The 21424-nt window shown below is 58.3% G+C and carries 22 protein-coding genes; 12 read left to right on the top strand and 10 right to left on the bottom strand.

The features are described from left to right. Positions 1-35: 35 nt before the first annotated feature. Positions 36-284, bottom strand: coding sequence for a type II toxin-antitoxin system HicB family antitoxin (locus tag M2Q46_RS10365; RefSeq protein WP_302357364.1), 249 nt, complete (start codon positions 282-284; stop codon positions 36-38). Between the two features lie 10 nt (positions 285-294). Beyond that, positions 295-1137, bottom strand: coding sequence for an NAD-dependent epimerase/dehydratase family protein (locus tag M2Q46_RS10360; protein ID WP_266108126.1), 843 nt, complete (start codon positions 1135-1137; stop codon positions 295-297). A gap of 75 nt (positions 1138-1212) precedes the next feature. Here M2Q46_RS10360 and M2Q46_RS10355 point away from each other — a divergent pair, with 75 nt between their 5' ends. From M2Q46_RS10355 to M2Q46_RS10320, 8 genes are all read left to right on the top strand, one after another. Next, positions 1213-2655, top strand: a complete 1443-nt coding sequence (locus M2Q46_RS10355) for an aldehyde dehydrogenase family protein (protein ID WP_083054125.1) — start codon at positions 1213-1215, stop codon at positions 2653-2655. Positions 2656-2791: 136 nt separating this feature from the next. After that, positions 2792-3550: an SDR family oxidoreductase gene (locus M2Q46_RS10350; RefSeq protein WP_009455130.1), complete on the top strand. Its 759-nt coding sequence runs from the start codon at positions 2792-2794 to the stop codon at positions 3548-3550. 80 nt (positions 3551-3630) lie between these two features. Continuing rightward, a complete protein-coding gene (gene mog / locus M2Q46_RS10345; protein ID WP_052159344.1) occupies positions 3631-4260 on the top strand; it encodes a molybdopterin adenylyltransferase in 630 nt (209 codons plus the stop codon). 81 nt (positions 4261-4341) lie between these two features. After that, positions 4342-5406: a class II fructose-bisphosphate aldolase gene (fba, locus tag M2Q46_RS10340; protein WP_009455128.1), complete on the top strand. Its 1065-nt coding sequence runs from the start codon at positions 4342-4344 to the stop codon at positions 5404-5406. A 139-nt stretch (positions 5407-5545) separates the two neighbouring features. Further along, the gene (locus M2Q46_RS10335) at positions 5546-6427 is read left to right on the top strand and encodes a phosphoribosylaminoimidazolesuccinocarboxamide synthase (RefSeq protein WP_009455127.1); all 882 of its coding nucleotides are present in this window, start codon (positions 5546-5548) and stop codon (positions 6425-6427) included. A gap of 242 nt (positions 6428-6669) precedes the next feature. Continuing rightward, entirely contained in the window at positions 6670-7182 is a 513-nt protein-coding gene (purE, locus tag M2Q46_RS10330; protein ID WP_226348940.1) for a 5-(carboxyamino)imidazole ribonucleotide mutase, read from the top strand. A gap of 24 nt (positions 7183-7206) precedes the next feature. Next, complete coding sequence (locus M2Q46_RS10325; RefSeq protein ID WP_257113036.1) at positions 7207-8379, top strand: 5-(carboxyamino)imidazole ribonucleotide synthase; 1173 nt, start codon at positions 7207-7209, stop codon at positions 8377-8379. Then, positions 8372-9397: an L-threonylcarbamoyladenylate synthase gene (locus M2Q46_RS10320; RefSeq protein ID WP_268380819.1), complete on the top strand. Its 1026-nt coding sequence runs from the start codon at positions 8372-8374 to the stop codon at positions 9395-9397. The genes M2Q46_RS10325 and M2Q46_RS10320 overlap by 8 nt, the downstream gene beginning before the upstream one ends. A gap of 65 nt (positions 9398-9462) precedes the next feature. On the opposite strand, the gene M2Q46_RS10315 is transcribed toward M2Q46_RS10320, so the two are convergent. After that, on the bottom strand, positions 9463-10278 hold the full coding sequence (locus tag M2Q46_RS10315; protein ID WP_060185596.1) for an alpha/beta fold hydrolase: 816 nt from the start codon (positions 10276-10278) through the stop codon (positions 9463-9465). Between the two features lie 374 nt (positions 10279-10652). Here M2Q46_RS10315 and M2Q46_RS10310 point away from each other — a divergent pair, with 374 nt between their 5' ends. After that, the gene (locus M2Q46_RS10310; RefSeq protein WP_035271462.1) at positions 10653-11099 is read left to right on the top strand and encodes a MaoC family dehydratase; all 447 of its coding nucleotides are present in this window, start codon (positions 10653-10655) and stop codon (positions 11097-11099) included. Positions 11100-11362: 263 nt separating this feature from the next. Here the strand turns inward: M2Q46_RS10310 and M2Q46_RS10305 are convergent, their stop codons facing one another. Continuing rightward, positions 11363-12556, bottom strand: coding sequence for an acyl-CoA dehydrogenase (locus M2Q46_RS10305; RefSeq protein ID WP_022983442.1), 1194 nt, complete (start codon positions 12554-12556; stop codon positions 11363-11365). 290 nt (positions 12557-12846) lie between these two features. Here M2Q46_RS10305 and M2Q46_RS10300 point away from each other — a divergent pair, with 290 nt between their 5' ends. Then, positions 12847-13728 (top strand): LysR substrate-binding domain-containing protein, encoded by an 882-nt coding sequence (locus M2Q46_RS10300; RefSeq protein WP_302357194.1) that lies wholly within the window; start codon positions 12847-12849, stop codon positions 13726-13728. Next, the gene (gene ggt, locus M2Q46_RS10295) at positions 13725-15470 is read left to right on the top strand and encodes a gamma-glutamyltransferase (protein ID WP_060185599.1); all 1746 of its coding nucleotides are present in this window, start codon (positions 13725-13727) and stop codon (positions 15468-15470) included. Before M2Q46_RS10300 ends, ggt begins: the two co-directional genes overlap by 4 nt. A 320-nt stretch (positions 15471-15790) precedes the next feature. On the opposite strand, the gene purU is transcribed toward ggt, so the two are convergent. From purU to M2Q46_RS10270, 5 genes are all read right to left on the bottom strand, one after another. Further along, positions 15791-16645 carry a formyltetrahydrofolate deformylase gene (gene purU, locus M2Q46_RS10290; RefSeq protein ID WP_164837966.1) on the bottom strand — a complete coding sequence of 285 codons (855 nt, stop codon included), beginning with the start codon at positions 16643-16645 and terminating at the stop codon, positions 15791-15793. 25 nt (positions 16646-16670) lie between these two features. Further along, entirely contained in the window at positions 16671-17786 is a 1116-nt protein-coding gene (locus M2Q46_RS10285) for an NAD(P)/FAD-dependent oxidoreductase (RefSeq protein ID WP_137431407.1), read from the bottom strand. Between the two features lie 88 nt (positions 17787-17874). Further along, complete coding sequence (locus M2Q46_RS10280) at positions 17875-18387, bottom strand: flavin reductase family protein (protein ID WP_009455106.1); 513 nt, start codon at positions 18385-18387, stop codon at positions 17875-17877. Between the two features lie 39 nt (positions 18388-18426). Next, positions 18427-19059, bottom strand: coding sequence for a pyridoxamine 5'-phosphate oxidase (pdxH, locus tag M2Q46_RS10275; RefSeq protein WP_035271119.1), 633 nt, complete (start codon positions 19057-19059; stop codon positions 18427-18429). Positions 19060-19068: 9 nt separating this feature from the next. Beyond that, positions 19069-19740, bottom strand: a complete 672-nt coding sequence (locus tag M2Q46_RS10270; RefSeq protein ID WP_302357193.1) for a gamma-glutamylcyclotransferase — start codon at positions 19738-19740, stop codon at positions 19069-19071. Between the two features lie 252 nt (positions 19741-19992). Here M2Q46_RS10270 and M2Q46_RS10265 point away from each other — a divergent pair, with 252 nt between their 5' ends. Beyond that, entirely contained in the window at positions 19993-20793 is an 801-nt protein-coding gene (locus tag M2Q46_RS10265) for a tRNA threonylcarbamoyladenosine dehydratase (RefSeq protein WP_257113040.1), read from the top strand. On the opposite strand, the gene M2Q46_RS10260 is transcribed toward M2Q46_RS10265, so the two are convergent. Further along, positions 20770-21420, bottom strand: coding sequence for an aminotransferase class IV (locus M2Q46_RS10260; protein ID WP_302357191.1), 651 nt, complete (start codon positions 21418-21420; stop codon positions 20770-20772). The genes M2Q46_RS10265 and M2Q46_RS10260 overlap by 24 nt on opposite strands. Between the last annotated feature and the right edge of the window lie 4 nt (positions 21421-21424).

Below are 21424 nucleotides of genomic sequence, written 5' to 3'. Positions count from 1 at the left end.
GTCAACGAACGTTGGCTGGCTTTTTTGTTTTCTGCCTACTTGGATAGGCCAATATCGACCATCATCCAACACCCCTCTTTATAGTCCTCATGTTCAAACCAGTCTTCAGGTGTGGTCGGTGAGGGGGGGGAGCTATCACCGAAGCAGTGTGCCTTAACCGCTTCTTGGGCAGCCCGAGCAAGATTCTGTAATTCATCAGCTGCTGCAAAACAGCCTGGGAAGTCGGGGAAGCGCGCGCCATAGGCGCTATGTTCATCCTTGTGCACGTGGAGTGGATAGAGCATGGACTGCGCTTCACGCCCCATCTTTAATCAACTGAGCATACCCTTGCATCGCATCCGGCCAATCCAGCTGAAAGCCGCTGTCCAGCAGTCGCTGGTTGCTCAGACGTTTGCCACCTTCATTGGATTGGCGTCGTTCTGGGTGGGCCACTTCCAGTAGATCCGCCAGTCCGTCATACAGTTCGGTAATTCGATAAGGGCGGCTATCCGTACCTATGTAGCAAGGGAAGGGCGCGGGAGTGCGTAGCAGGTGCCAGCAGGCACGCGCAGCGTCTTCAATATGCAGGCGGTTGGCCCAGTGCTCCGGATCGTCCGGCACTGTTGCGCGGCCTTCACGCAGGCGGTCCAGTAATTGAGTACGCCCTGGCCCGTACAGGCCGCTGGGGCGGATGACGACGGCTTGGGCCGGGATGCGGTGGTGCAGCAGCTGCTCGGCCTCCAGCAGTACTCGGCCATTGAATTGCGTAGGCTCTGTGGGCGAGTTCTCGTCCACCCATTCAGTGCTCGGCCCGTAGACGGCGCTGGATGATACAAAGACAAAGCGTTTCAAGGCTTTCAGGTCCAGCTCGTTGAGCAGGTTTTCCAGACCGTGCAGAAATACCCGCTCATAAGCAGCCTGGCTACGCTGGTCGGGAGAGACAGCGTAAAGTACGTGGGTGATTTTACGGTGCTTCAGGCGCAGGGAGGTGGGCTCGCTCAAATCAGCTTCCACCCATTCGATCCCGCTGTGATCGTCCAGGGGAACATGACGGCGCAGGCCGATCACCGGCCATTCGTGATGGCGGGCCAGCATCCCGGTGCGGGTGCCCAGATCGCCAGCGCCCGCTAAGAGCAAAGTACGTTGTCGAGAGTCCAAAGCAGCAGGTCCTTGAGTAGAATGATCTCGAGCAAAGCTCGATTGGCTGAGATAACAATAGCATTGGAGGCGGTCATGGAGTGTCGCAATTGGATTGACGGACAGCAACTTGGCGCGGAGGGCGGTGGTTTGCTACCGGTTATCGACCCCTCCACAGGCGAGACCTTCGCCCGCTTGGCGCAATCGTCCGAGGTGGATATTGATTGGGCCGTACAGGCCGCCCGACGTGCCAGCCAGGGGCCGTGGAGCCGTCTGACGGCCGCCCAACGCAGCCAGTTATTGCTGCGTTGCGCTCGAACTCTGTCTGATGCCCGAGAGGAGCTGGCGCGGCTGGAATCTCGCGATACCGGCAAGCCTTTGCGTCAGGCCCAGTCCGATGCTGCTGCCATTGTCCGCTATTTTGAGTTCTATGCGGGCGCGGTGGACAAGCTGCATGGTCAAACTATCCCGCTGGGCTGGGAGATGACGGCGTTCACCTTGCGTGAACCCTTGGGGGTTACCGCGCATATCATCCCCTGGAACTACCCCTTGCAGATCTTCGGGCGCAGCGTAGCCGCGTCCCTGGCTGCGGGGAATACCTGCGTGGTCAAACCGGCAGAGGATGCCAGCCTGTCCTTGCTGCGCGTGGCCGAGTTGTTGCACGAAGCGGGTTTGCCAGCGGGAGTGCTGAATATCTGCACGGGGCTGGGTAGTGAAGCCGGGCAGGCTCTGTCTGCTCATCCGGATATCAATCACATTTCCTTTACTGGCTCTCCCGGCACAGGCCGTCAGGTGGCCTTGCAAGCAGCGCAGAATTTTGTGCCGGTTACCTTGGAGCTGGGCGGCAAGTCTCCACAAATCGTGTTCTCGGATGCGGATCTGGATGCCGCTTTGCCGGTCGTGGTCAATGCGATTGTGCAGAACGCAGGGCAGACCTGCTCGGCAGGGAGTCGAGTGCTGATTCAGCGCGCTATTTATGGCGACTTTACCGAGCGTCTGGCCGAAGCCTTCAAGGCGCTGCTGACCGGGGCGGCCAGCGACAATCTGGATTGCGGTCCCCTGATCAGCGCGCAGCAGCAAGCGCGGGTGCGTTCCTATCTGGAAAATCTGGACCAGGATGGCATTGTGGTGCTGGCGCAAGGCAAGCTGGACTCCAAGGCCCCGGCAGGCGGCTTTTACCAAGTGCCTGTTTTATTGGGCCATGTGCCTGTTGAACATCGTCTGGCCCAGGAGGAAATTTTCGGTCCTGTTCTGGTGGCCCAGCCCTTCGGTACAGAGGAAGAAGCCATCGCCATGGCCAATGGCACGCCTTACAGTCTGGTGGCCGGGGTCTGGACCCGCGATGGGGCTCGTCAAGTGCGTATGGCCCGGCAACTGCGAGCCGGGCAGGTCTTTGTGAATAATTACGGTGCGGCAGGTGGGGTGGAACTGCCTTTTGGTGGAACCGGCCAGTCCGGCATAGGCCGCGAGAAGGGCTTTGAAGCCTTGTACGCCCTGACTTCCCTGAAGACGGTTGCGCTACGTCATGCGGCCAGCTGATCGTAGGGGTATTTAGGGGTTAGCGCGGCTGTGGTGGCTCCGGTTTTCTGGCAGCATGGCAGCTGAACGCTAAACAGGTTTCACCAATGGCGGCGCAAAGCCGCCATTTCTATATAAAAAGCAGAAGGAGACAAACATGCGATTGCAAGACAAAGTGGCTATCGTGACGGGCGGTGCATCGGGTTTTGGCCTGGGCATTGCACAGCGCTTTGCACGCGAAGGAGCGCGTGTACTGATTGCCGACCTGAATGCAGAGCAAGGGCAGGCCGCAGCGGCCCAGATTCAGGCACAGGGTGGTCAGGCCATTTTTGCCGCTTGCGATGTCTCGCAAGGGGACGAAGTTCATGCCCTGTTGGATATTGCCCTGCGCGAATGCGGTGGGCTGCATATTGTGGTGAACAATGCGGGCACCACGCATCGCAATAAACCGTTGCTGGAGGTCAGCGAAAGCGAGTTCGATCTGGTCTATGCCGTCAACGTGAAAAGCATTTACTGGACCGCCAAACACTTTGTGCCGTATCTGCGCGCCCAGGGCTCGGGCTCTTTCATCAATATTGCGTCTACCGCCGCCTTGCGTCCGCGCCCCGGACTGGTCTGGTACAACGGCACCAAGGGCGCGGTGGTGACCATCAGCAAGGGTATGGCGGCCGAGTTGGGGCCGGATAATATCCGGGTGAACTGCATTAATCCGGTGATTGGTGACACGGCGTTGCTGGAACAGTTCATGGGCATGCCCGATACGCCGGAAAACCGCAGCCGTTTCTTGGCGGGAATTCCGCTGGGACGTTTTTGCACACCCAAGGACGTGGCAGCGGCAGCGCTGTATCTGGCCTCGGACGAGGCCGAGTTCATTACAGGCACTTGCATCGAAGTAGACGGCGGCCGTTGTATTTAAGCCCCACTGCGATTCGTTACAATCGTGCTATTGGCAGGCCCGTTCAGGGCCTGTAGTTTATTTCGCTTCCAAGGAAAAGCATGACATTCAATCGACAGTCTCCCCGCGAGCATCCGGATCAATTGCGTATCGGCTTGGTGTCGGTTTCAGATCGCGCCTCCAGCGGACAGTACCAGGATCAAGGCATACCGGCGCTGCGCAGCTGGCTGGACTCCGCCTTGACGGTAGCGCCTGCCTATCTGGAACGGCTGATTCCCGACGAGCGTGCCCAGATTACCGACACCCTGGTCGACTTGGTGGAAGCGGGTTGCGACCTGATTTTGACTACCGGTGGCACTGGTCCGGCGCGTCGCGACGTGACGCCGGAGGCCACTCTGGACGCTGGAACGCGCGAAATGCCCGGTTTCGGTGAACAGATGCGCCAAATCAGTTTAAAATTCGTACCAACAGCGATTTTGTCGCGGCAAGTTGCGGTCATCCGAGAAATTCAGGACCACGCTGCTCTGATTATCAATCTGCCTGGGCAGCCCAAAGCCATTCAGGAAACTCTGGAAGGATTACGGGATTCAGAAACCGGACAAGTATTGGTGCCGGGTATTTTTGCAGCAGTCCCGTATTGCATCGACCTGATTGGTGGACCTTACGCACAAACTCACGAGCATGTGGTCAATGCGTTCCGCCCCAAGTCGGCGCGTCGGACCGCCAGTTAATACGCTTACAAACGATCGGCTGTGCACGGAACCGTGCCCGGCCAAGTTTTTCAATTATTTTAGTCTTCAGGAGGTCTTCTCATGGCCCTAGTTTCCATGCGCCAGCTGCTCGATCACGCGGCCGAGCACGGTTATGGTATTCCAGCGTTCAACGTCAATAACCTGGAGCAGGTCCAGGCCATTATGGAAGCCGCCTCGGAGACGGATAGCCCCGTCATCATGCAGGCATCGGCCGGCGCCCGTAAATACGCAGGCGAAGCGTTTCTGCGTCACCTGATCGAAGCTGCTGTCGAGTCCTACCCCAACATCCCTGTGGTGATGCACCAGGACCACGGCCAGTCCCCCGAGATTTGCAAAGGCGCCATCGAGCTGGGTTTCTCCAGCGTGATGATGGACGGCTCCCTGTTGCCCGACGGCAAGACCATTGCCGACTTTGAGTACAACGTGGAAGTCACCCGCAAAGTGGTCGAAATGGCTCACAAGCTGGGCGTGACCGTTGAAGGCGAACTGGGCTGCCTGGGTTCCCTGGAAACCATGCAGGGTGATAAGGAAGACGGTCACGGTGCTGACGGCGTTCTGACTCTGGATCAGTTGTTGACCGACCCCGAGCAGGCCGCTGAGTTTGTGACACGCACTCAACTGGACGCACTGGCCATCGCCATCGGTACCAGCCACGGTGCTTACAAGTTCACCCGCAAGCCTACCGGCGACATTTTGTCCATCGAGCGCGTGAAAGAAATTCACCGTCGTTTGCCCAATACTCACCTGGTCATGCACGGCAGCTCCAGTGTGCCTCAGGAACTGCTGGCTGAAATCCGCCAGTTCGGTGGCAACATGAAAGAAACCTACGGCGTGCCTGTGGAAGAAATTCAGGAAGCCATCAAGTACGGTGTGCGCAAGGTCAATATCGACACCGATATCCGTTTGGCCATGACCGCTGCCATCCGTCGTTTCCTGTTCGAAAACCCGGAGAAATTCGACCCACGCGAATATCTGAAACCTGCTCGCGAAGCCGCCAAGAAAGTGTGCGTGGCCCGCTACCAGCAGTTCGGCGCCGCCGGTCAGGCCTCCAAGATCAAGGCCATTCCTTTGCAGGAAATCGCCCGCCAGTACAGCACCGGCGAGTTGTCCCAGATCGTTCAGTAATTTTGTCAGGCGGAGCAGGAGTGGGCAGCACGACTGCCCGCCCCGGTCTCCGCGTCTTTGCCCGGTGCCGCAGGCGCCGGGATTGTCGTCCCGCCTGCATCCATAGTCAGCGGGATGTTTTCGTTTTAAGGATGAAATCGTGCAAGAGCCCTTACATCAATCCAGCCTGAGCTCCCTGCCGCTACTCGCGCGCGGCAAAGTTCGGGACATGTATGCGGTGGGTGAGGACAAGTTGTTGATTGTGGCCAGTGATCGCATTTCGGCATTCGATGTGATTCTGGACGATCCCATTCCCGGCAAGGGCGCTGTCTTGACGCAGATGACCGAGTTCTGGCTGAACAAGTTGGCGCACATCATCCCTAATCACACCACTGGCGTGAACCCGGTTGATGTGGTGGCGCCTGAAGAGCGCGCCCAAGTGGAAGGCCGCTCCATGGTGGTCAAGCGCTTGAAGCCCATCATGGTGGAAGCCGTGGCTCGTGGTTACCTGATCGGTTCGGGCTGGAAAGACTACCAGGCTACCGGCGCGGTATGTGGCATTACCTTGCCGGCTGGTTTGAAGCAAGCGGCCAAGCTGCCCCACGTGTTGTTTACCCCGGCTGCCAAAGCAGAAATGGGCTCGCATGACGAGAACGTGGATTTCGCCCACGTGGTCAAGGAAGTGGGTCAGGAACTGGCCGAGCAGATCCGTGACGTCACCTTGCGTCTGTACACCGAAGCTGCCGACTACGCGGCCAGCCGTGGCATTCTGATTGCCGATACCAAATTTGAATTTGGCCTGGACGATCAAGGCCAGCTGCATTTGATGGACGAAGTGCTGACCCCGGATTCCTCGCGTTTCTGGCCAGCCGACAGCTATGCCGAAGGCATCAGCCCACCGTCTTACGACAAGCAATTTGTGCGCGATTGGCTGGAAACCCAGGTTTGGGACAAGACGCCACCCGCTCCTCGCTTGCCTGCTGAGGTGGCCGAGCGTACGGCTGACAAATACCGTGAAGCCCTGGAACGCCTGACAGCGTGAACGGTTTACAGCCCGGACAGGCGCTCGCCGTAAACGAGCTGCCTGCTCGTCCTTCGCAGGGTGCCAAGCGGCTGCATGTCCTTGGACAACTTAGCTACAGCGAGCCGGGCTTTGGGGGAGGGCGATGGGCAGAGCAAAGTCTGCCTCGCCGGAAAACCCATCATTGGATGGACCCTGCTGTTTTTCTATTTACCAAGGCGCCTGGCAGCATGGCGCCTTCTTCCTTTTAGGGCGTATCTCTAATGAGCGTACAAACTCCTGCGGTCCCCACAGTGGGCATTGTGATGGGTTCCTCCAGCGACTGGGATGTCATGAGCCAGGCTGTGGCCATTCTGGACGAATTTGGCGTGTCCTATGAGTGCCGTGTGGTCTCTGCCCACCGCATGCCGATTGATATGGTGGACTATGGTGCCCAGGCTCCGGCCCGTGGCCTGAAAGCCATTATTGCCGGGGCAGGCGGCGCGGCTCACTTGCCCGGCATGCTGGCTGCCCTGACGCACTTGCCCGTGTTCGGCGTACCTGTACCTTCGCGCTACCTGCGCGGTGAAGATTCCCTGCTGTCGATTGTGCAAATGCCCAAGGGCGTGCCGGTTGCCACCTTCGCCATTGGTGAGGCCGGTGCCGCCAATGCCGCGCTGCACGTGATTGCCAATCTGGCGGTCAACGATGCTGTGCTGACTGAAAAACTGATTGCGTACCGTGCCCGCCAGACCGAGGCCGCCCGAGCTATGCGTGTTCCTCCTGCTACTGCCTGATTTTATTTTGTGATGATGACCCCCATGACTGATGTTGCCCTTCTGGTCCCTGGCTCCTGGCTGGGCATGATTGGAGGCGGCCAACTGGGCCGCATGTTCTGCCATAGCGCCCAAAGCCTGGGCTACAAGGTGGCCGTGCTGGACCCGGACACCCATAGCCCTGCGGGTGCAGTGGCCGATCTGCATATCTGTGCGGCCTACGATGACGCCCAAGCGCTTGCCCGTCTGGGGGACTTGTGCCAAGCCGTCAGTACCGAGTTCGAGAACGTACCAGCGCAGTCCTTGCTGACCTTGGCCAAGCACACACGAGTCACACCGTCTGGTGATGCCGTAGGCATTGTGCAGGATCGTATTCGTGAAAAAGCCTTTATCGCGCAGGCCGGTGTGCCGGTGGCTCCTTATGCGGCCATCGAAAGCCTGGACGATTTGCAGGCCGCTGACAGCGCCTTGTTCCCCGGCATTTTGAAGACTGCGCGTTTTGGTTACGACGGCAAGGGTCAGGCACGTGTGGCAGACCGTGAACAGGCGCTGGCTGCCTTCAAGGAGTTCGGTTCCCAGGCCTGTGTGCTGGAAGCCCTGCAACCCTTGAAATCCGAAATTTCGGTTGTTCTGGCTCGTGGCCTGGACGATCAGGTCAAAACCTTCCCATGTGCCCGTAATGAGCACCGTGATGGCATTTTGGCCGTGTCCACCATCAGCGCCCAGTTTCAGGATGATGCCTTGTCCGAGCAGGCACGTCAGGCGGCTGCCGCTATCGCCCGTACGCTGGACTACGTGGGTGTCTTGTGTGTGGAGTTCTTCATTCTGGAAGATGGCCGTTTGTTGGCCAATGAGGTGGCTCCTCGTCCGCACAATAGCGGTCACTACACCATGAACGCCTGCGTCACCAGCCAGTTTGAACAGCAAGCCCGCGTGATGGCGGCCTTGCCTTTGGGTGATACCAGCGCTTTGTGTCCTTCCATGATGCTCAATATCCTGGGCGATATCTGGTTTGATGGACAGGACCAGATGCGTGAGCCGGATTGGGCTGCCTTGCTGGCTGTGCCTGGCGTGTCCTTGCACCTGTACGGCAAGGCCGAGGCCCGTGTTGGCCGCAAGATGGGTCACGTCAATATTGTGGGCGAGTCGGATCAGCAAGTGCGTGAACGCACTGCCCGAGCCGCCGCTGCCTTGCGTATCGCGTTTGATCATGAGTGATTCCACCCGTAGCCCTTCCGAGCAGCAGATAGAGCAAGCCGCCCGTGTGCTGGCACAAGGGGGGCTGGTGGCCTTTCCAACCGAGACAGTCTACGGTCTGGGCGCGGATGCAGAAAACCCGGCGGCGGTGCAACTGATTTACAAGGCCAAGGGCCGCCCTGCGAATCATCCCTTGATTGTGCACGTGGCCCCTGGTGCCGACTTGCGTTATTGGGTGACGGATATTCCGCCCGTGGCGCAGCAATTGATTGATGCCTTCTGGCCGGGTCCTTTGACGCTGATCTTGCCGCGCAATCCGGCTATTCCGGATACGGTCAGTGGCGGGCAAAGCAGCATTGGTATTCGTTGCCCTTCCCATCCGGTGGCACAGGCTTTGCTCAAGCGCATGGCAGAACTCAAGCCCAGCGGTCAGGCCGGTGTGGCGGCGCCTTCGGCCAACAAGTTCGGTCAGGTATCGCCCACGGCGGCCAGCCATGTACGCGATGAATTCGCGGACATGAGTGCAGAGGAACTGCTGATTGTGGAAGCGGGCCCGTCGGAAGTGGGCATCGAGTCCACCATTGTGGACGTGTCGCGTACTCATCAAGGTGTGGGTGCCGTGCTTTTGCGGCCTGGCCACATTAGCGCCGCCATGATTGCCGAGGTTATCGGCTACGAACCCGCCAGCCCGGATCAACAAGCCCCACAGGTTTCGGGCAGCTTGAAAGCGCACTATGCGCCTCGTACCCCTTTATCTTTGTTTGATGAAGACAGCGCGGCTGCGGTGCAGGCTGTTTTGAGCCAGGGGGGCAAGCAGGCCATTGTCGCTTTTGCCTCCTTGCCGCCATTTTCGGCGGAGGTGCACGACTGGTATGTGTGCAGCCCGGATGCGCAGCTTTATGCCCAGGACTTGTACGCCATGTTGCGTCGTCTGGACCAAGGCCAGTACCAACATATTTGGGTGCAGCGTTGCCCGGATACGCCGGACTGGCAGGCGGTCAATGACCGCCTGGGCCGAGCAGCAGCAGCCTTTGAATAAGTCTGCTGTTTAGTAGTGCGTGTGTGCTTTAAGGGCTGAGCTTAGGGACTGAGTGAGTTCGCTACTTAGCGGGCTGTTCGTTTCAGAAAGTCCACAATCGCCTGGTTCACCTGCGCTTCCTTATCCCGGTAGGGCAGGTGACCGCATTGCTCCAGTTCCAGCAGCTCGGTGTGGGGCACCAGCTCCTTGATGCGGCGGATCTGTTCCAGCGTGCCGTATTCATCATCCACGCCCTGAATCGCCAGAATCGGGCAGGTGATACGGCTGACCTCTTGTTCAATATTCCAGTCGCGGAATCGGGGATCGGTCCAGGTGGCGTTCCAGCCCCAGAAAGCGGATTCCACATCATCGTGATAGCGGCCCAGACGTTCGCGTAAAAAGCCTTGCTCGTAGGCTTCGCGGGCAACCAGAATGCCGCGCAGGGAAATGTCTTCCACGAACAGGTGCGGGGCCATCACTACAATGCCTTGCAGCTTGTCGCTAAAGCCACTGGCCGCCAGCAGGGCAATCGAGCCACCATCGCTGTGGCCGACCAGCACAATCGGGCGCTTCTTGCCGTCTTCGCCCAGTTGCTCCAGTAGTTGAGGCAGCACGTCCAGCGACTGCTCATGCAGGTAGTCGGGCTCTTTGGGGCGATTATCCGGGCGAGGGGTGCTGCGGCCATAGCCATAGCGGGAATACATCAGGCCGCTACAGCCGGTTTGTTCGCACAGTTGTGCCGGCCAGTCTTTCCACATGGCAATCGAGCCCAGACCTTCGTGCAGGAACACCAGCAAAGGGGCGGTTTCCCGTTCGGGGGCAATGCGTTGATATTCCAGCTGGATGGCTTGTGAGCCCTGAGTCAGGCTCGCAAATTGCAAAGATGAATCGAGTGTTGTCATAGCCTTGGTTGTGCATAGCCCCGAACAAACCGGGCGCTCAGGTAATTAGTAATCAGGAAACTCTCTTTATGCCATAGATTGGTATAAGACGCACAGGCTGGCTTCTCCTGATACCGGATGTGGACAGTTTGCTGCGGTTTGTGGCGCAGTAGGGGCAGGGGCTGCAAATTCTGGCAGAGATGGTAGAGTGGCGATCTCGATCTTTTTTGCCGCCGGGCCGTCCCAAGGTGAAAGCTCCCCCTTGGAGGGGCAGCAAGCCGAAGGTGTAGCGTGGGGGCTTTTTTTGTCGCCGGGCCGCCCCAAGGCAAAAACTCCCCCTCGGGGGGCAGCAAGCCGAAGGCGCAGCGTGGGGGCTTTTTTCGTTGTACAACAACATGAAATTTGCTGAATTTGAAGTGGGTATGGTCATCAAGCACCCACTTGTCCCTGTGACTCGCGAAGAAATGCTGGAATTTGCCCAGAAATACGATCCGCAGTCCTTTCATATTGACGACAAGCAGGCCGAAGAGGGCCATTGGGGCGGTTTGATCGCCAGCGGCTGGCTCACTTGCGGCAAAACCATGCGCATGGCCGTGGATTCTGCCTTGCACGATTCCGAGTCCTTTGGTTCGCCCGGTCTGGAGCGTCTGCGCTGGGTTTTGCCTGTGCGGGCCGGTGATTCAATCCGTCTGGAGGCCACGGTGGCGTCCAAGCGTGTGTCCAGCAGCCGTTCAGATCTGGGCATCATTCGCTGGAATTGGAATGTGTTCAATCAGCGTGATGAGCTGGTGCTGGAAATGGAATCGACCAGCATGTTTGAGTTGAAGTCCGAACAAGAATAAAAAGACCGCCACCGCATAGTTTTGGTTTACCAACTTTCCAGCGGCCACTTTGATCTTGAGACGGCCCTGCGACTGGAAAGAACCTTCATTCCAGGCTTTTTGCCCGCTGCTTATGAAGGGATACTGTTTACCTCGAGTCTCTCGGCAGTAAAAACCGTAAATGCAGACGGGAGAGAAGTCCCCTTACGGCATGTAATTCACCAGTTTGTTCCGGTTGAAACGGACAAGGGCAAAGCCTCTGGCTTTGCCCTGTTTGGTTTGCTTTAGAAGAAAGCCTGAATCCCGGTTTGTGCGCGTCCCAGAATCAGGGCATGTACGTCGTGGGTGCCTTCGTAGGTGTTCACCACTTCCAGATTGACCAGGTGGCGAGCAATACCGAACTCGTCAGAGATACCATTACCTCCCAGCATGTCGCGTGCCAGACGGGCAATATCCAGTGCCTTGCCGCAGGAGTTGCGCTTCATGATGGAGGTGATTTCGACCGCCGCTGTGCCTTCGTCTTTCATGCGTCCCAGACGCAGGCAGCCTTGCAGCGCCAGTGTAATTTCGGTCTGCATATCAGCCAGTTTTTTCTGGATCAGTTGATTGGCCGCCAAGGGGCGACCAAACTGCTTGCGGTCCAGGGTGTACTGGCGGGCGGTATGCCAGCAGGATTCGGCGGCGCCCAAGGCACCCCAGGCAATCCCGAAGCGGGCCGAGTTCAGGCAGGTGAAAGGGCCACGCAAACCCGAGACATGGGGCAGCATCTGGCTGTCTGCAATCTCCACATCGGCCATGACGATTTCGCCGGTCAGGGAAGCACGCAAGCCTACTTTGCCGTGAATGGCCGGGGTGGACAGACCTTTCATGCCTTTTTCCAGAATGAAGCCGCGGATCTTGCCGTCGTCGTCACCACCCACGACTTTGGCCCAGACCACCAGCACATCGGCGATGGGGGAGTTGGTAATCCAGGTCTTGTTGCCGCTCAGACGATAGCCACCGTCCACTTTTACAGCGCGGCTTTCCATGGCGCCGGGGTCCGAGCCATGATTGGGTTCAGTCAGGCCAAAGCAGCCAATCCATTGGCCGCTGGCCAGCTTGGGCAGATATTTCTGTTTTTGTTCTTCGCTGCCAAATTCAAAAATCGGCACCATGACCAGAGAGGATTGCACGCTCATCATGGAGCGGTAGCCTGAATCCACACGCTCCACTTCGCGGGCGATCAAACCATAGCTGACATAGTTCAGACCAGCGCCACCGTAGGCTTCGGGAATGGTGGCCCCCAACAGGCCCAGCGAGCCCATCTCGGCAAAGATGGCGGGGTCAGTCTGTTCGTGGCGAAAGGCCTCCAGTACGCGTGGCAGCAGCTTTTCCTGTGCATAGGCGTGGGCGGCATCGCGCACCATGCGCTCTTCATCGCTCAACTGCTGATTCAACAGCAGGGGGTCGTCCCAATGGAAAGAGGGATTGGCAGACATAGAGGTACTCCGGGAAGATCAAAGAGGGTCAGTCAGGTGGAGCCTGGATGGGCGCCATCAATCTGGAAAATAGAAAAGAGCTGCTTAAGTATCGCTGACAGTCGCCACTATGAGCAGCAAGCGCATCATCAGGTGGCTGTGGATCAGCGAGATCAATATAAAGTCTCAGCATAGTGTGCATAAAGCGCACAAGGCAATTGATAAAATTGCACAATGTCGTGTTCTGGCGTAACGATCCGGCTCTGCACTGAATGAGGAGGGCTGAGGCGGCATGATTAAGAGGAAGACCTATGAGACAAGGCGTACCCAGTTTGGGCGCATTACAGGCCTTTGAGGCCACGGCCCGTTTGGGGACTTTTTCCCGTGCGGCCGAGGAATTGTCCTTGACGCATAGCGCGGTGTACCGGCAGGTAAGCGGCCTGGAGCAGCGGCTGGGTGTGACCTTGCTGACACGGGTGCGGCGGCGTCTGGTGTTGACTCCGGCAGGGCGCGATTATGCTGCTCGCATCCGTCACCATCTGGAGCAAATCGGCAAGGATACTTTCAGCCTGATTGCACGCGCCGGTGTGGGCCGCAGCATCCATCTGGCCGTGTTGCCTACCTTGTCGACCGTGTGGCTGATGCCGCGCCTGGCACGTTTCTCCCAGCGTTATCCGGACATCACAGTCAGCCTGTCCGTTCGTACCACTCCGTTTCAGTTTGGCGACCACCCCTTTGATGCTGCCATTTATCATGGACGGCAGTTATGGCCGCAAACCGAAGGGATCAAGCTGTTTGACGAAGGCGAACTGGTGCCGGTCTGCTCGCCCGAGCTGGCCGCCAGTGACGACTGGCAAAAGCTGGTTCACCTGCATATGTCCACGCGCCCCGATAGCTGGTCGGACTGGTATCGATCTGCCGGTCTGGAGCCTGATTTGCGTGTCAGTTCCGGCCCGCGTTACGAGCTGTTCAGCCTGGTGATGTCGGCATTGCATGCCGACATGGGCGTGGCCTTGATGCCGCGTTTTCTGGTGCAACAGGCGCTGGAGCAGGGCGAGCTGATCATGCCGCTGGATCATGCCATGCCTGTCAGTGAGGCCTATTTTTTTAGTTATCCCACGGCCAATGAGCCCAGCGAAGCGGTGGTTTTGCTGGAACAATGGCTGCTTGAGGACCAAAAGGAGAACACATGAGATTGCACTGGAAACCGGCTCTGTTGTCGGCTGCCTTGACCTTGGCTCTGGCGCTACCTGCGCATGCTCGGGAAGCAGCCAGCCAGCATTTAAACCCGGAAACCGCCAGCAGTGTCATGCAGCGTGACAAGCTTGTCACCCAGAAAAGCATGGTGGTGACGGCACATCCTTTGGCGACACAAGCGGGTTTGCGCATCCTGGATCAGGGAGGCAGTGCGGTGGATGCAGCCATTGCGGCTCAGTTAGTTCTGGGGCTGGTGGAACCACAGTCTTCCGGCATTGGCGGTGGCGGCTTCTTGCTGATGTTCCAGCCCAAGACCGGCCTGATGAGCTATGACGGACGGGAAACGGTGCCCGCAGCCAGCAGTCTGGATCGCTTCGAGCTGGACGGTAAAACCATGTCCTTCAAGCAGGCGGTCAATAGTGGTCGCTCGGTAGGCGTACCGGGTTTGCTGCGTGCCCTGGAGTTGATGCATAAAGACGGTGGCGTGCTGCCGTGGGCGAATTTGTTTGACCCGGCGATTGAGCTTGCTGAGGTCGGTTTTGAAGTCAGCCCACGCTTGAATACCTTGATTGCCGATAATCCTGAACTGGCTGACAAGGCGGCTACACGTGCCTATTTTCTGGACGAGCAAGGCAAGCCCTGGCCAGTTGGTCATCGTTTGCAGAACAAGGAATACGCGCAGGTGCTGCGCTTGTTGGCCAGGCAGGGTGCACAGGCTTTTTATCAAGGTGAACTTGCCCAGGATATGGTGGCTGCCGTCGCTGCCGATCCCATTGCGGGTGATCTGGCCGTGTCTGACTTGACGCAGTACCGCGCCTTGCGTCGTGAACCCCTCTGTATGGACTGGCAGCAAGTGGCTCTCTGTGGCATGGCACCGCCCAGTTCCGGGGCTATCAGTGTGATGCAGATGCTGGGTATCTTGCAGCACACGCCCATTGCTGCGGCGAAGCCGCAATCTGTGGAAGCGATTCACTATTTCTCTGAAGCGGGGCGTTTGGCCTTCGCGGATCGGGATGCCTGGGTGGCCGATCCGGCATTTGTGTCTGTCCCTCAGCAGGCTTTGCTGGCTCCGGAGTATCTGAAATCCCGCGCTGCCTTGATTCAGCCAGACCGATCCATGGGACACGCTCAACCGGGTAAGCCCTTGGCCGACTCACAGGCTGCCAGCGACAACACGCCCGAGCTGCCTTCCACGACGCATTTGTCCGTGGCGGATGCCAAGGGGCAAGTGGTGTCCATGACCACTTCGGTCGAGTCAGCTTTTGGTAGCAAGATCATGGTGCATGGTTTCTTGATGAACAATCAGCTGACTGACTTTGCCTTGAGCCCCAAAGACGAAATGGGACGCCTGTCCGTGAATCGGGTGGAGCCCGGCAAGCGTCCACGCAGTTCCATGGCACCGATGATGGTGATGCAGGATGGCCGTCCTGTCATTGCCCTGGGCTCACCCGGTGGCAGTGCCATTATTCCTTATGTGGCTCAAGCCCTGACCGGCATGTTGATGTGGAATCTGGATGCTCAACAGGCAGTCAGCCTGCCCCATTACGGCAGCCGCAATTGGGCGACAGAGCTGGAAGCTGGGACTACGGTGACGGAACAGGCGCAGGCCTTGAGGGCAATGGGGCACGAGGTGCGTGAGCAGCCTTTTCCTAGCGGTACGCATGTGATTCGCTGGACTCAGGAGGGACTGGAAGCGGGGGTAGACCCTCGGCGTGAAGGTTTAGCGTTAGGGCAATAAGCAGAGCTTGTAGCCGTGTACCCGAGGTAAATATGGGTCTTGCCGACGAGACATGCTGCAAGCGTATGGTCGACTTGAGGAAGCAGTCAGTATGCGGGAGAGGCTGTTGGCGATTTGAAGCAGATACTCGTCAGAGATTGGCAGAGACAGCAGTCGATCGTTGCCTGAGGCTGGTAGAGCTAATTGCCAAGTAGCGAGCAGGCTCATGTCATCTGGCTTCTGAAAAAATGGGTGACCAGTAAAAAACCCTCAATGCGTGGATCTATATCCATAGCATTGAGGGCTTTTTTTCAGTCTTAAGGCCGGTCTGACCTCACTGCTTAGCGGAATACCACCGTGCGCTGATCGTTCAGCAAGATGCGGTGCTCCACGTGGGCGCGCACAGCACGGGCCAGAACCAGAGACTCCACATCGCTACCGATCTGGGTCAGCTCAGCTGGGCTGACCGAGTGGGTGACGTGTTCCACGTCCTGTTCGATGATCGGGCCTTCGTCCAGATCAGCCGTCACGTAGTGGGCGGTAGCACCAATAATCTTCACACCACGAGCATGTGCTTGGTGGTAGGGGCGTGCGCCCTTGAAGCTGGGCAGGAAGCTGTGGTGAATATTGATGGCGCGACCAGACAGGGATTGGCACAGATTGGTGGACAGAATCTGCATGTAGCGGGCCAGCACAACCAGATCAATCTTCAGGTCACGAGCCAGGTCGATGATTTGCTGCTCTTGCTCGGGGCGGGTTTCCGGTGTCACGGGCAGGTGATGGAAAGGGATGCCGTAAGAAGAAGCCAGACCGGCGTGGTCGGTATGGTTGGAGGCCACAGCAGCAATTTCCACCGGCAGTTGGCCGCTATGGGCGCGGAACAGCAGATCGTTCAGGCAGTGGCCCTGACGGCTGACCAGGATCAGCAAGCGGGCTTTGCGTTGTGCGTCGTAAATATTGGCGTCCATGCTGAATTTTTCAGCAATGGGTGCGAAGCTGGTTTGCAGCGCATTGACGTCCTGCTTTTCGGGCAGGGAAAACTGGATGCGCAGGAAAAAGCGGTTGGTGGCGGCGTCGCCGAACTGCTGTGCCTCAAGAATGTTGCCGTTCTGCTCAAGCAGCCAGCCCGATACGCTGTGGACAATGCCGGTACGATCCGGGCAGGATAGGGTCAAGATGTAATCGTTCATCGACAGTATTGTAAAGATTTCAGAAAAGTTTTTAAGCTGCCTGGGCCAGGGTTTCTTGGCTGTGTTGTGCAATCGCTAAACACGCGGTCAGGCCGGGGGATTCGATGCCGAACAGATTCAGCAGTCCGGGTATGCCGTGCTCGGCGGGACCCGAAAAGACAAAGTCGGCTGCCGCATGGCCTGCGGGCACAATTTTAGGCCGGATACCGCTATAGGCGGGGTTCAGGCTGTTATCAGGCAAAGCGGGCCAGTACTCGCGCACGGCCGCGTAAAAAGATTGGCCCCGCTGCGGGTCCATATCGTAGTTCTCGTCCTGTACCCATTCGGTGTCCGGGCCAAAGCGGGCCTGACCGGCCAGATCCAGCGTCAGATGCACACCCAGCCCTGCTTTATTGGGCATGGGGTAGATCAGGTGCTTGAAGGGCGAGCGACCCGCCAAAGAGAAATAGCTGCCTTTGCACAGATAGGCATTCGGGATATGGCTGGCATCCAGCCCCTCGATCTGGCGTGCGGCGGCGACCGCGCCCAAACCAGCCGCATTGATCAGATGGGTGCTTGTCAGGCTGAACGCTTCTGCGCCACCCACATGCACTTCAAAACCTTGTCCGGGCAGGACACGCGCACTGACAAAAGGCGTATTGAAGACCAGTTGGGCACCGTGGTTTTCTGCATCGCCTTGCAGGGCCAGCATCAAAGCATGGGTATCTACAATGCCGGTGGAAGGAGAGAGCAGGGCGGCGCTGCAATTCAAGGCCGGCTCCAGAGCCTGGGCCTGGGCGGCATTTAGCCACTGCAAATCGTCCACACCACAAGCGCGCGCCTGGGCCTGCAGCTTGAGCAGATCGGCTTCCTGTTCGGGCGTGGTCGCCACAATCAGCTTGCCGCAACGGGCGTGGGCTATATGGTGTTCCTGGCAGTAGTCATACAGCCGGGCTTTGCCTTCTACACACAGGCGGGCCTTCAGGCTGCCCGGTGTGTAGTAAATGCCCGCGTGTATGACCTCTGAATTGCGGGAACTGACGCCATTGCCAATGCTGGCGGTTTGCTCGATCAGCAGAACCTCCATGCCTTGCTGGGCCATTTGTCGGGCGCAGGCCAAACCTACGACCCCCGCTCCCAGCACTATGCAATCGACATCGTTTGCCATGAATCAGGACCTTATTGGCGCGTTGGAGCAAAAGGCGTAGTGTACTCCCGCCATGCTGTCGTCGTCAGGGCTGCGTTGCAACACCCCGTCACGCCAGGGAAGGAGTCAGGTCAAAGTCGCCCGCATGGTAGATCAGGGGCTGATGGGCGCTGCGTTCGCAGTGGGTGACTTCACCGATAAAGATCAGGTGGTCGCCTGCCTCATGCACGGCATAAGGCTTGCACTCGAACCAGGCACTGCAGCGCTCGTCGTCCAACATGAGCAAGCCGTGCGGGGAACGCTTGATGGGGTGATCGCGAAAACGCTCGGCCTGATCGCCCCAGGCAAAGCGCTTGGCCAGCGATAGCTGACTGGCTCCCAAAACGTGAATCACGTAGCCCTGGCCGTCCACAAAGTGTGGCAGGGACTGGGAGCGCTTGGCCAGCGACCACAGCACCAGAGGTGGGTCCAGGGAAACAGAGTTAAAGGAGCTGACGGTCAGGCCAATGGCCTGATCCGGGTGGTCTTTGTTGGCACCGGTCACGACCGTCACGCCAGTGGCGAAACGGCCCAGTGCCGAACGGAAGAAGTCGCTATCGAAGGTAGAAGAAAAAACAGTCATTGCATCAATGCTGAGGGCAGGCGTCCCCAAGGGAACGGCTTAAGGAGCCAGTCGGCTCACCTGCCAGTCAGATGTGTCCTTGCGGTCGAACACCAGCCTGTCGTGCAGGCGCGAGGCACGGCCTTGCCAGAATTCGACATGGTCTGGAGTCAGTCGGAAGCCACCCCAGTGTTCAGGGCGGGCGGGATGTTCACCTAAGCTTTCAGTGTACTGCTTGGCACGGGCATCCAGCTCTGTGCGGCTGATGGGTTGGCTTTGCGGCGAGGCCCAGGCCCCAATGCGAGAGCCCAGAGGACGGCTGTGAAAGTATTCGTCGGATTCGGCTGCGCTGATGCGGCTGATGCGGCCTTCAAAGCGCACCTGGCGCTGCATGGAGGCCCAGAAAAAGGACAGGCTGGCCCAAGGGTTATGGTCCAGGTCCGTACCCTTGCGAGATTGGTAATTCGTAAAGAACACCAGGCCTTGTTCGTCGTAACCCTTGAGCAGAACAATGCGCGCCGATGGGCGGCCTTCCGGGTTCACGGTGGCCAGCGTCATCGCCGTGGGTTCGACTTCCTTTAGCTCAATCGCCTGATCCAGCCAGCGTTGAAATTGCTGGCGAGGATCGGCACAGAGTTCGTTTTCGCTCAGGGAAAAGCGTTCGTATTCGTTACGCAAATCGGCAAGGGACATGGGGCGCTCTTAGGCTTGTTGAGGATTAAGCAGTGCAGTCTGGCTCTGTAGTAATTGAACCACTGATTGCAGGCGTTTATCCAGAATTTTAGAGCGTTGCAGCGCCGAGGCGGTTTCCATGACGTATTCGATGCAAGGGCCGTTGGTTCCCTGGGCCGAGTACACCACTTGTCGCAACTGTTCGTCCGGCATACGGGGGACGTAGGCGTCGGTCTTGCGGTTCATGGTAAAGACCAGGGCACGAATATCGCCCTGGCTGGTGCGGCAGCGCAACCAGCGAGGAATATAGGCACCGCTGGGCATTTCGCGCAGCCATAGGGCATCGAATACCTTGGGGACGCTTTCGGCGGGAATGCGAAAGGCCATGCCCCGGCAAGAACCGCCTACATCCAGCCCGAAAACCAGACCGGGTTGCTCGGGCGTACCGCGGTTGATACGTGACCACAAGCACAGCGCCCGATGGTAACCGCGCAGCAAGGCTTGGCGCTGCTCGGCAAATTCAAAATCGGGACGCCAGATCAGAGAGCCGTAACCATAGACCCACAGGTCTTGTTTTTCACACCACTGCACCTCTTCCAGGGATTGACGCAAAGAGGCGTTGCGCTCTTCGTCAGTCAGGACACGAAAGCTGCACGGTGTGGGTACGGCGGAAGGCGAGGCGGAAGTAGAATCGATGTTCACGGCAAAAAGGGGTGGTAAGCCAAAATCACAGATGCTTGAAACCTATGACAATTGTAGAGCAAGCACAGTCCACTGTAGCGGGCTTTGATGCTGATAACTAAGGAAAAATACTAATTTGCTTATATGAGTGTTGCTATTTGGCAGGGCACAGTCAAGCCACCAGGGCATAAGGCCCGTTTCACAGGCTGGTCAGGGGCAATTAGACGTAGAATTAACGGGTTTGGCCGCATGGGCCGGTGATGGACAGATTGCATGACAGAGCAGCACAACATGGATGCCGAACGCCGTTTCGGCGGTTTGGATCGTTTGTATGGAGCCGGAGCGCGAGAGCGTCTGGCGGCCGCCCATGTGATGGTGGCGGGTATCGGGGGCGTGGGAACCTGGGCGGTGGAAGCGCTGGCCCGTTCGGCCGTAGGCCGAATTACCCTGATTGATCTGGATAATATTGCCGAATCGAATATCAACCGCCAACTGCCTGCTCTGGACAGCACCTTGGGCATGGCCAAGATTGAAGCCATGGCCCAGCGCATTGCGCAGATCAATCCTCAGTGCCAGCTGCAGCTGATTGAAGATTTTGTCACTGAGGATAATGCGGCCAGCCTGATGGAGCAGCGCCCCGACGTGTTTCTGGATTGCACTGACCAGGCTAGTGCCAAGATTGCTCTGATCTTGCAGGCCAGGCGCTGCAAGGTGCCCCTGCTGAGCTGCGGCGGGGCAGGAGGCAAAACCGACCCGCTGACGTTGCGCCGGGGAGACTTGTCGGTAGCACGCCATGATGCCTTGCTGGGCAAGCTGCGCCAGATCCTGCGCAAGCAGCATGGCTTTGCGCGTGGCAGCGATGCTCAGGGCCGCGCCTTGAAGCGTGTGCCTCGCATGGGAGTGGATTGCCTGTGGTTCGAGCAGGAAACGCGTCTGCCACAGAACTGGACCCAGGCCGAAGACGGTGCGCTGCAAGGACTGGCCTGCGCGGGTTATGGCTCCGGGGTCACTGTGACGGCCAGCATGGGCATGCAGGCCGCCGACTACGCCTTAAACCGGATACTGGACCAGTAAGGCGTCCTGCCAGCCACGCAAGGCATTCGAGACTCGGATTGCCTTGGCGTTCAGTAAATCCTCCAGGGAAATTTCGGTTTCACGAACCAGCTTGCTATTGAGAAGCGCCTGCCGTTGCACGCCGGGCAAGAGCCAGCCTTGGGCGGGCGGTGTCCACCACTGGCCCTGTTCGTCCTGAATATAAATATTGCTGCGACTGCCTTCACAAACCCGGTTCTGTGTATCCAGATAGATCACATCAAAGATTTGGGGATGCTTTTCCAGCAGGGCGCTGGCCTCTTGATACCAGGGGCGATGCGTCGTCTTGTGCGAGAGCAGCGGGTCCTGAGCGGGCAGGGGTATGCGGGACAGGCATAGCTGTAAGGGGCCTTCCAGTGCTGGCAGTGCGTTCGCCTGTGCCTGGGCGCTGGCGTCGGCACCCCACAAGATACGCAGTCGCAAGGGTGTGTTGACCGGGGCCTGGCCCAACGCGGTATGCATGGCCTGCAACCAGGTTTGTGCATCCCAGTCGTAGCCCAGTTCCGCGCAGCTGCGTGCCACGCGCTCCAGATGCAGTTCCAGCAGGGGGATCTGGCCGTCCGCGTCTACCCGCAAGGTTTCTATCAATTCAGGTTTGCTTTGGCTCATGATG

It is taken from the genome of Alcaligenes sp. YSL9 (genome assembly GCF_030515105.1).
In the GTDB taxonomy this organism is placed as follows: domain Bacteria; phylum Pseudomonadota; class Gammaproteobacteria; order Burkholderiales; family Burkholderiaceae_B; genus Alcaligenes; species Alcaligenes phenolicus.
The sequence above is the reverse complement of the archived record's forward strand: the minus strand, read 5'-3'. Positions and strand labels throughout refer to the sequence as shown.

Bases quoted from the DNA above. Each gene is read 5' to 3' on its own strand.
- M2Q46_RS10320 (WP_268380819.1), top strand. From the start codon at position 8,372: ATGAGTGATTCCACCCGTAGCCCTTCCGAGCAGCAGATAGAGCAAGCC.
- ggt (WP_060185599.1), top strand. From the start codon at position 13,725: ATGAGATTGCACTGGAAACCGGCTCTGTTGTCGGCTGCCTTGACCTTG.
- M2Q46_RS10350 (WP_009455130.1), top strand. From the start codon at position 2,792: ATGCGATTGCAAGACAAAGTGGCTATCGTGACGGGCGGTGCATCGGGT.
- M2Q46_RS10285 (WP_137431407.1), bottom strand. From the start codon at position 17,786: ATGGCAAACGATGTCGATTGCATAGTGCTGGGAGCGGGGGTCGTAGGT.
- M2Q46_RS10260 (WP_302357191.1), bottom strand. From the start codon at position 21,420: ATGAGCCAAAGCAAACCTGAATTGATAGAAACCTTGCGGGTAGACGCG.
- M2Q46_RS10280 (WP_009455106.1), bottom strand. From the start codon at position 18,387: ATGACTGTTTTTTCTTCTACCTTCGATAGCGACTTCTTCCGTTCGGCA.
- M2Q46_RS10265 (WP_257113040.1), top strand. From the start codon at position 19,993: ATGACAGAGCAGCACAACATGGATGCCGAACGCCGTTTCGGCGGTTTG.
- mog (WP_052159344.1), top strand. From the start codon at position 3,631: ATGACATTCAATCGACAGTCTCCCCGCGAGCATCCGGATCAATTGCGT.
- M2Q46_RS10315 (WP_060185596.1), bottom strand. From the start codon at position 10,278: ATGACAACACTCGATTCATCTTTGCAATTTGCGAGCCTGACTCAGGGC.
- M2Q46_RS10325 (WP_257113036.1), top strand. From the start codon at position 7,207: ATGACTGATGTTGCCCTTCTGGTCCCTGGCTCCTGGCTGGGCATGATT.
- pdxH (WP_035271119.1), bottom strand. From the start codon at position 19,059: ATGTCCCTTGCCGATTTGCGTAACGAATACGAACGCTTTTCCCTGAGC.
- M2Q46_RS10305 (WP_022983442.1), bottom strand. From the start codon at position 12,556: ATGTCTGCCAATCCCTCTTTCCATTGGGACGACCCCCTGCTGTTGAAT.
- M2Q46_RS10300 (WP_302357194.1), top strand. From the start codon at position 12,847: ATGAGACAAGGCGTACCCAGTTTGGGCGCATTACAGGCCTTTGAGGCC.
- fba (WP_009455128.1), top strand. From the start codon at position 4,342: ATGGCCCTAGTTTCCATGCGCCAGCTGCTCGATCACGCGGCCGAGCAC.
- purE (WP_226348940.1), top strand. From the start codon at position 6,670: ATGAGCGTACAAACTCCTGCGGTCCCCACAGTGGGCATTGTGATGGGT.
- M2Q46_RS10310 (WP_035271462.1), top strand. From the start codon at position 10,653: ATGAAATTTGCTGAATTTGAAGTGGGTATGGTCATCAAGCACCCACTT.
- M2Q46_RS10355 (WP_083054125.1), top strand. From the start codon at position 1,213: ATGGAGTGTCGCAATTGGATTGACGGACAGCAACTTGGCGCGGAGGGC.
- M2Q46_RS10365 (WP_302357364.1), bottom strand. From the start codon at position 284: ATGCTCTATCCACTCCACGTGCACAAGGATGAACATAGCGCCTATGGC.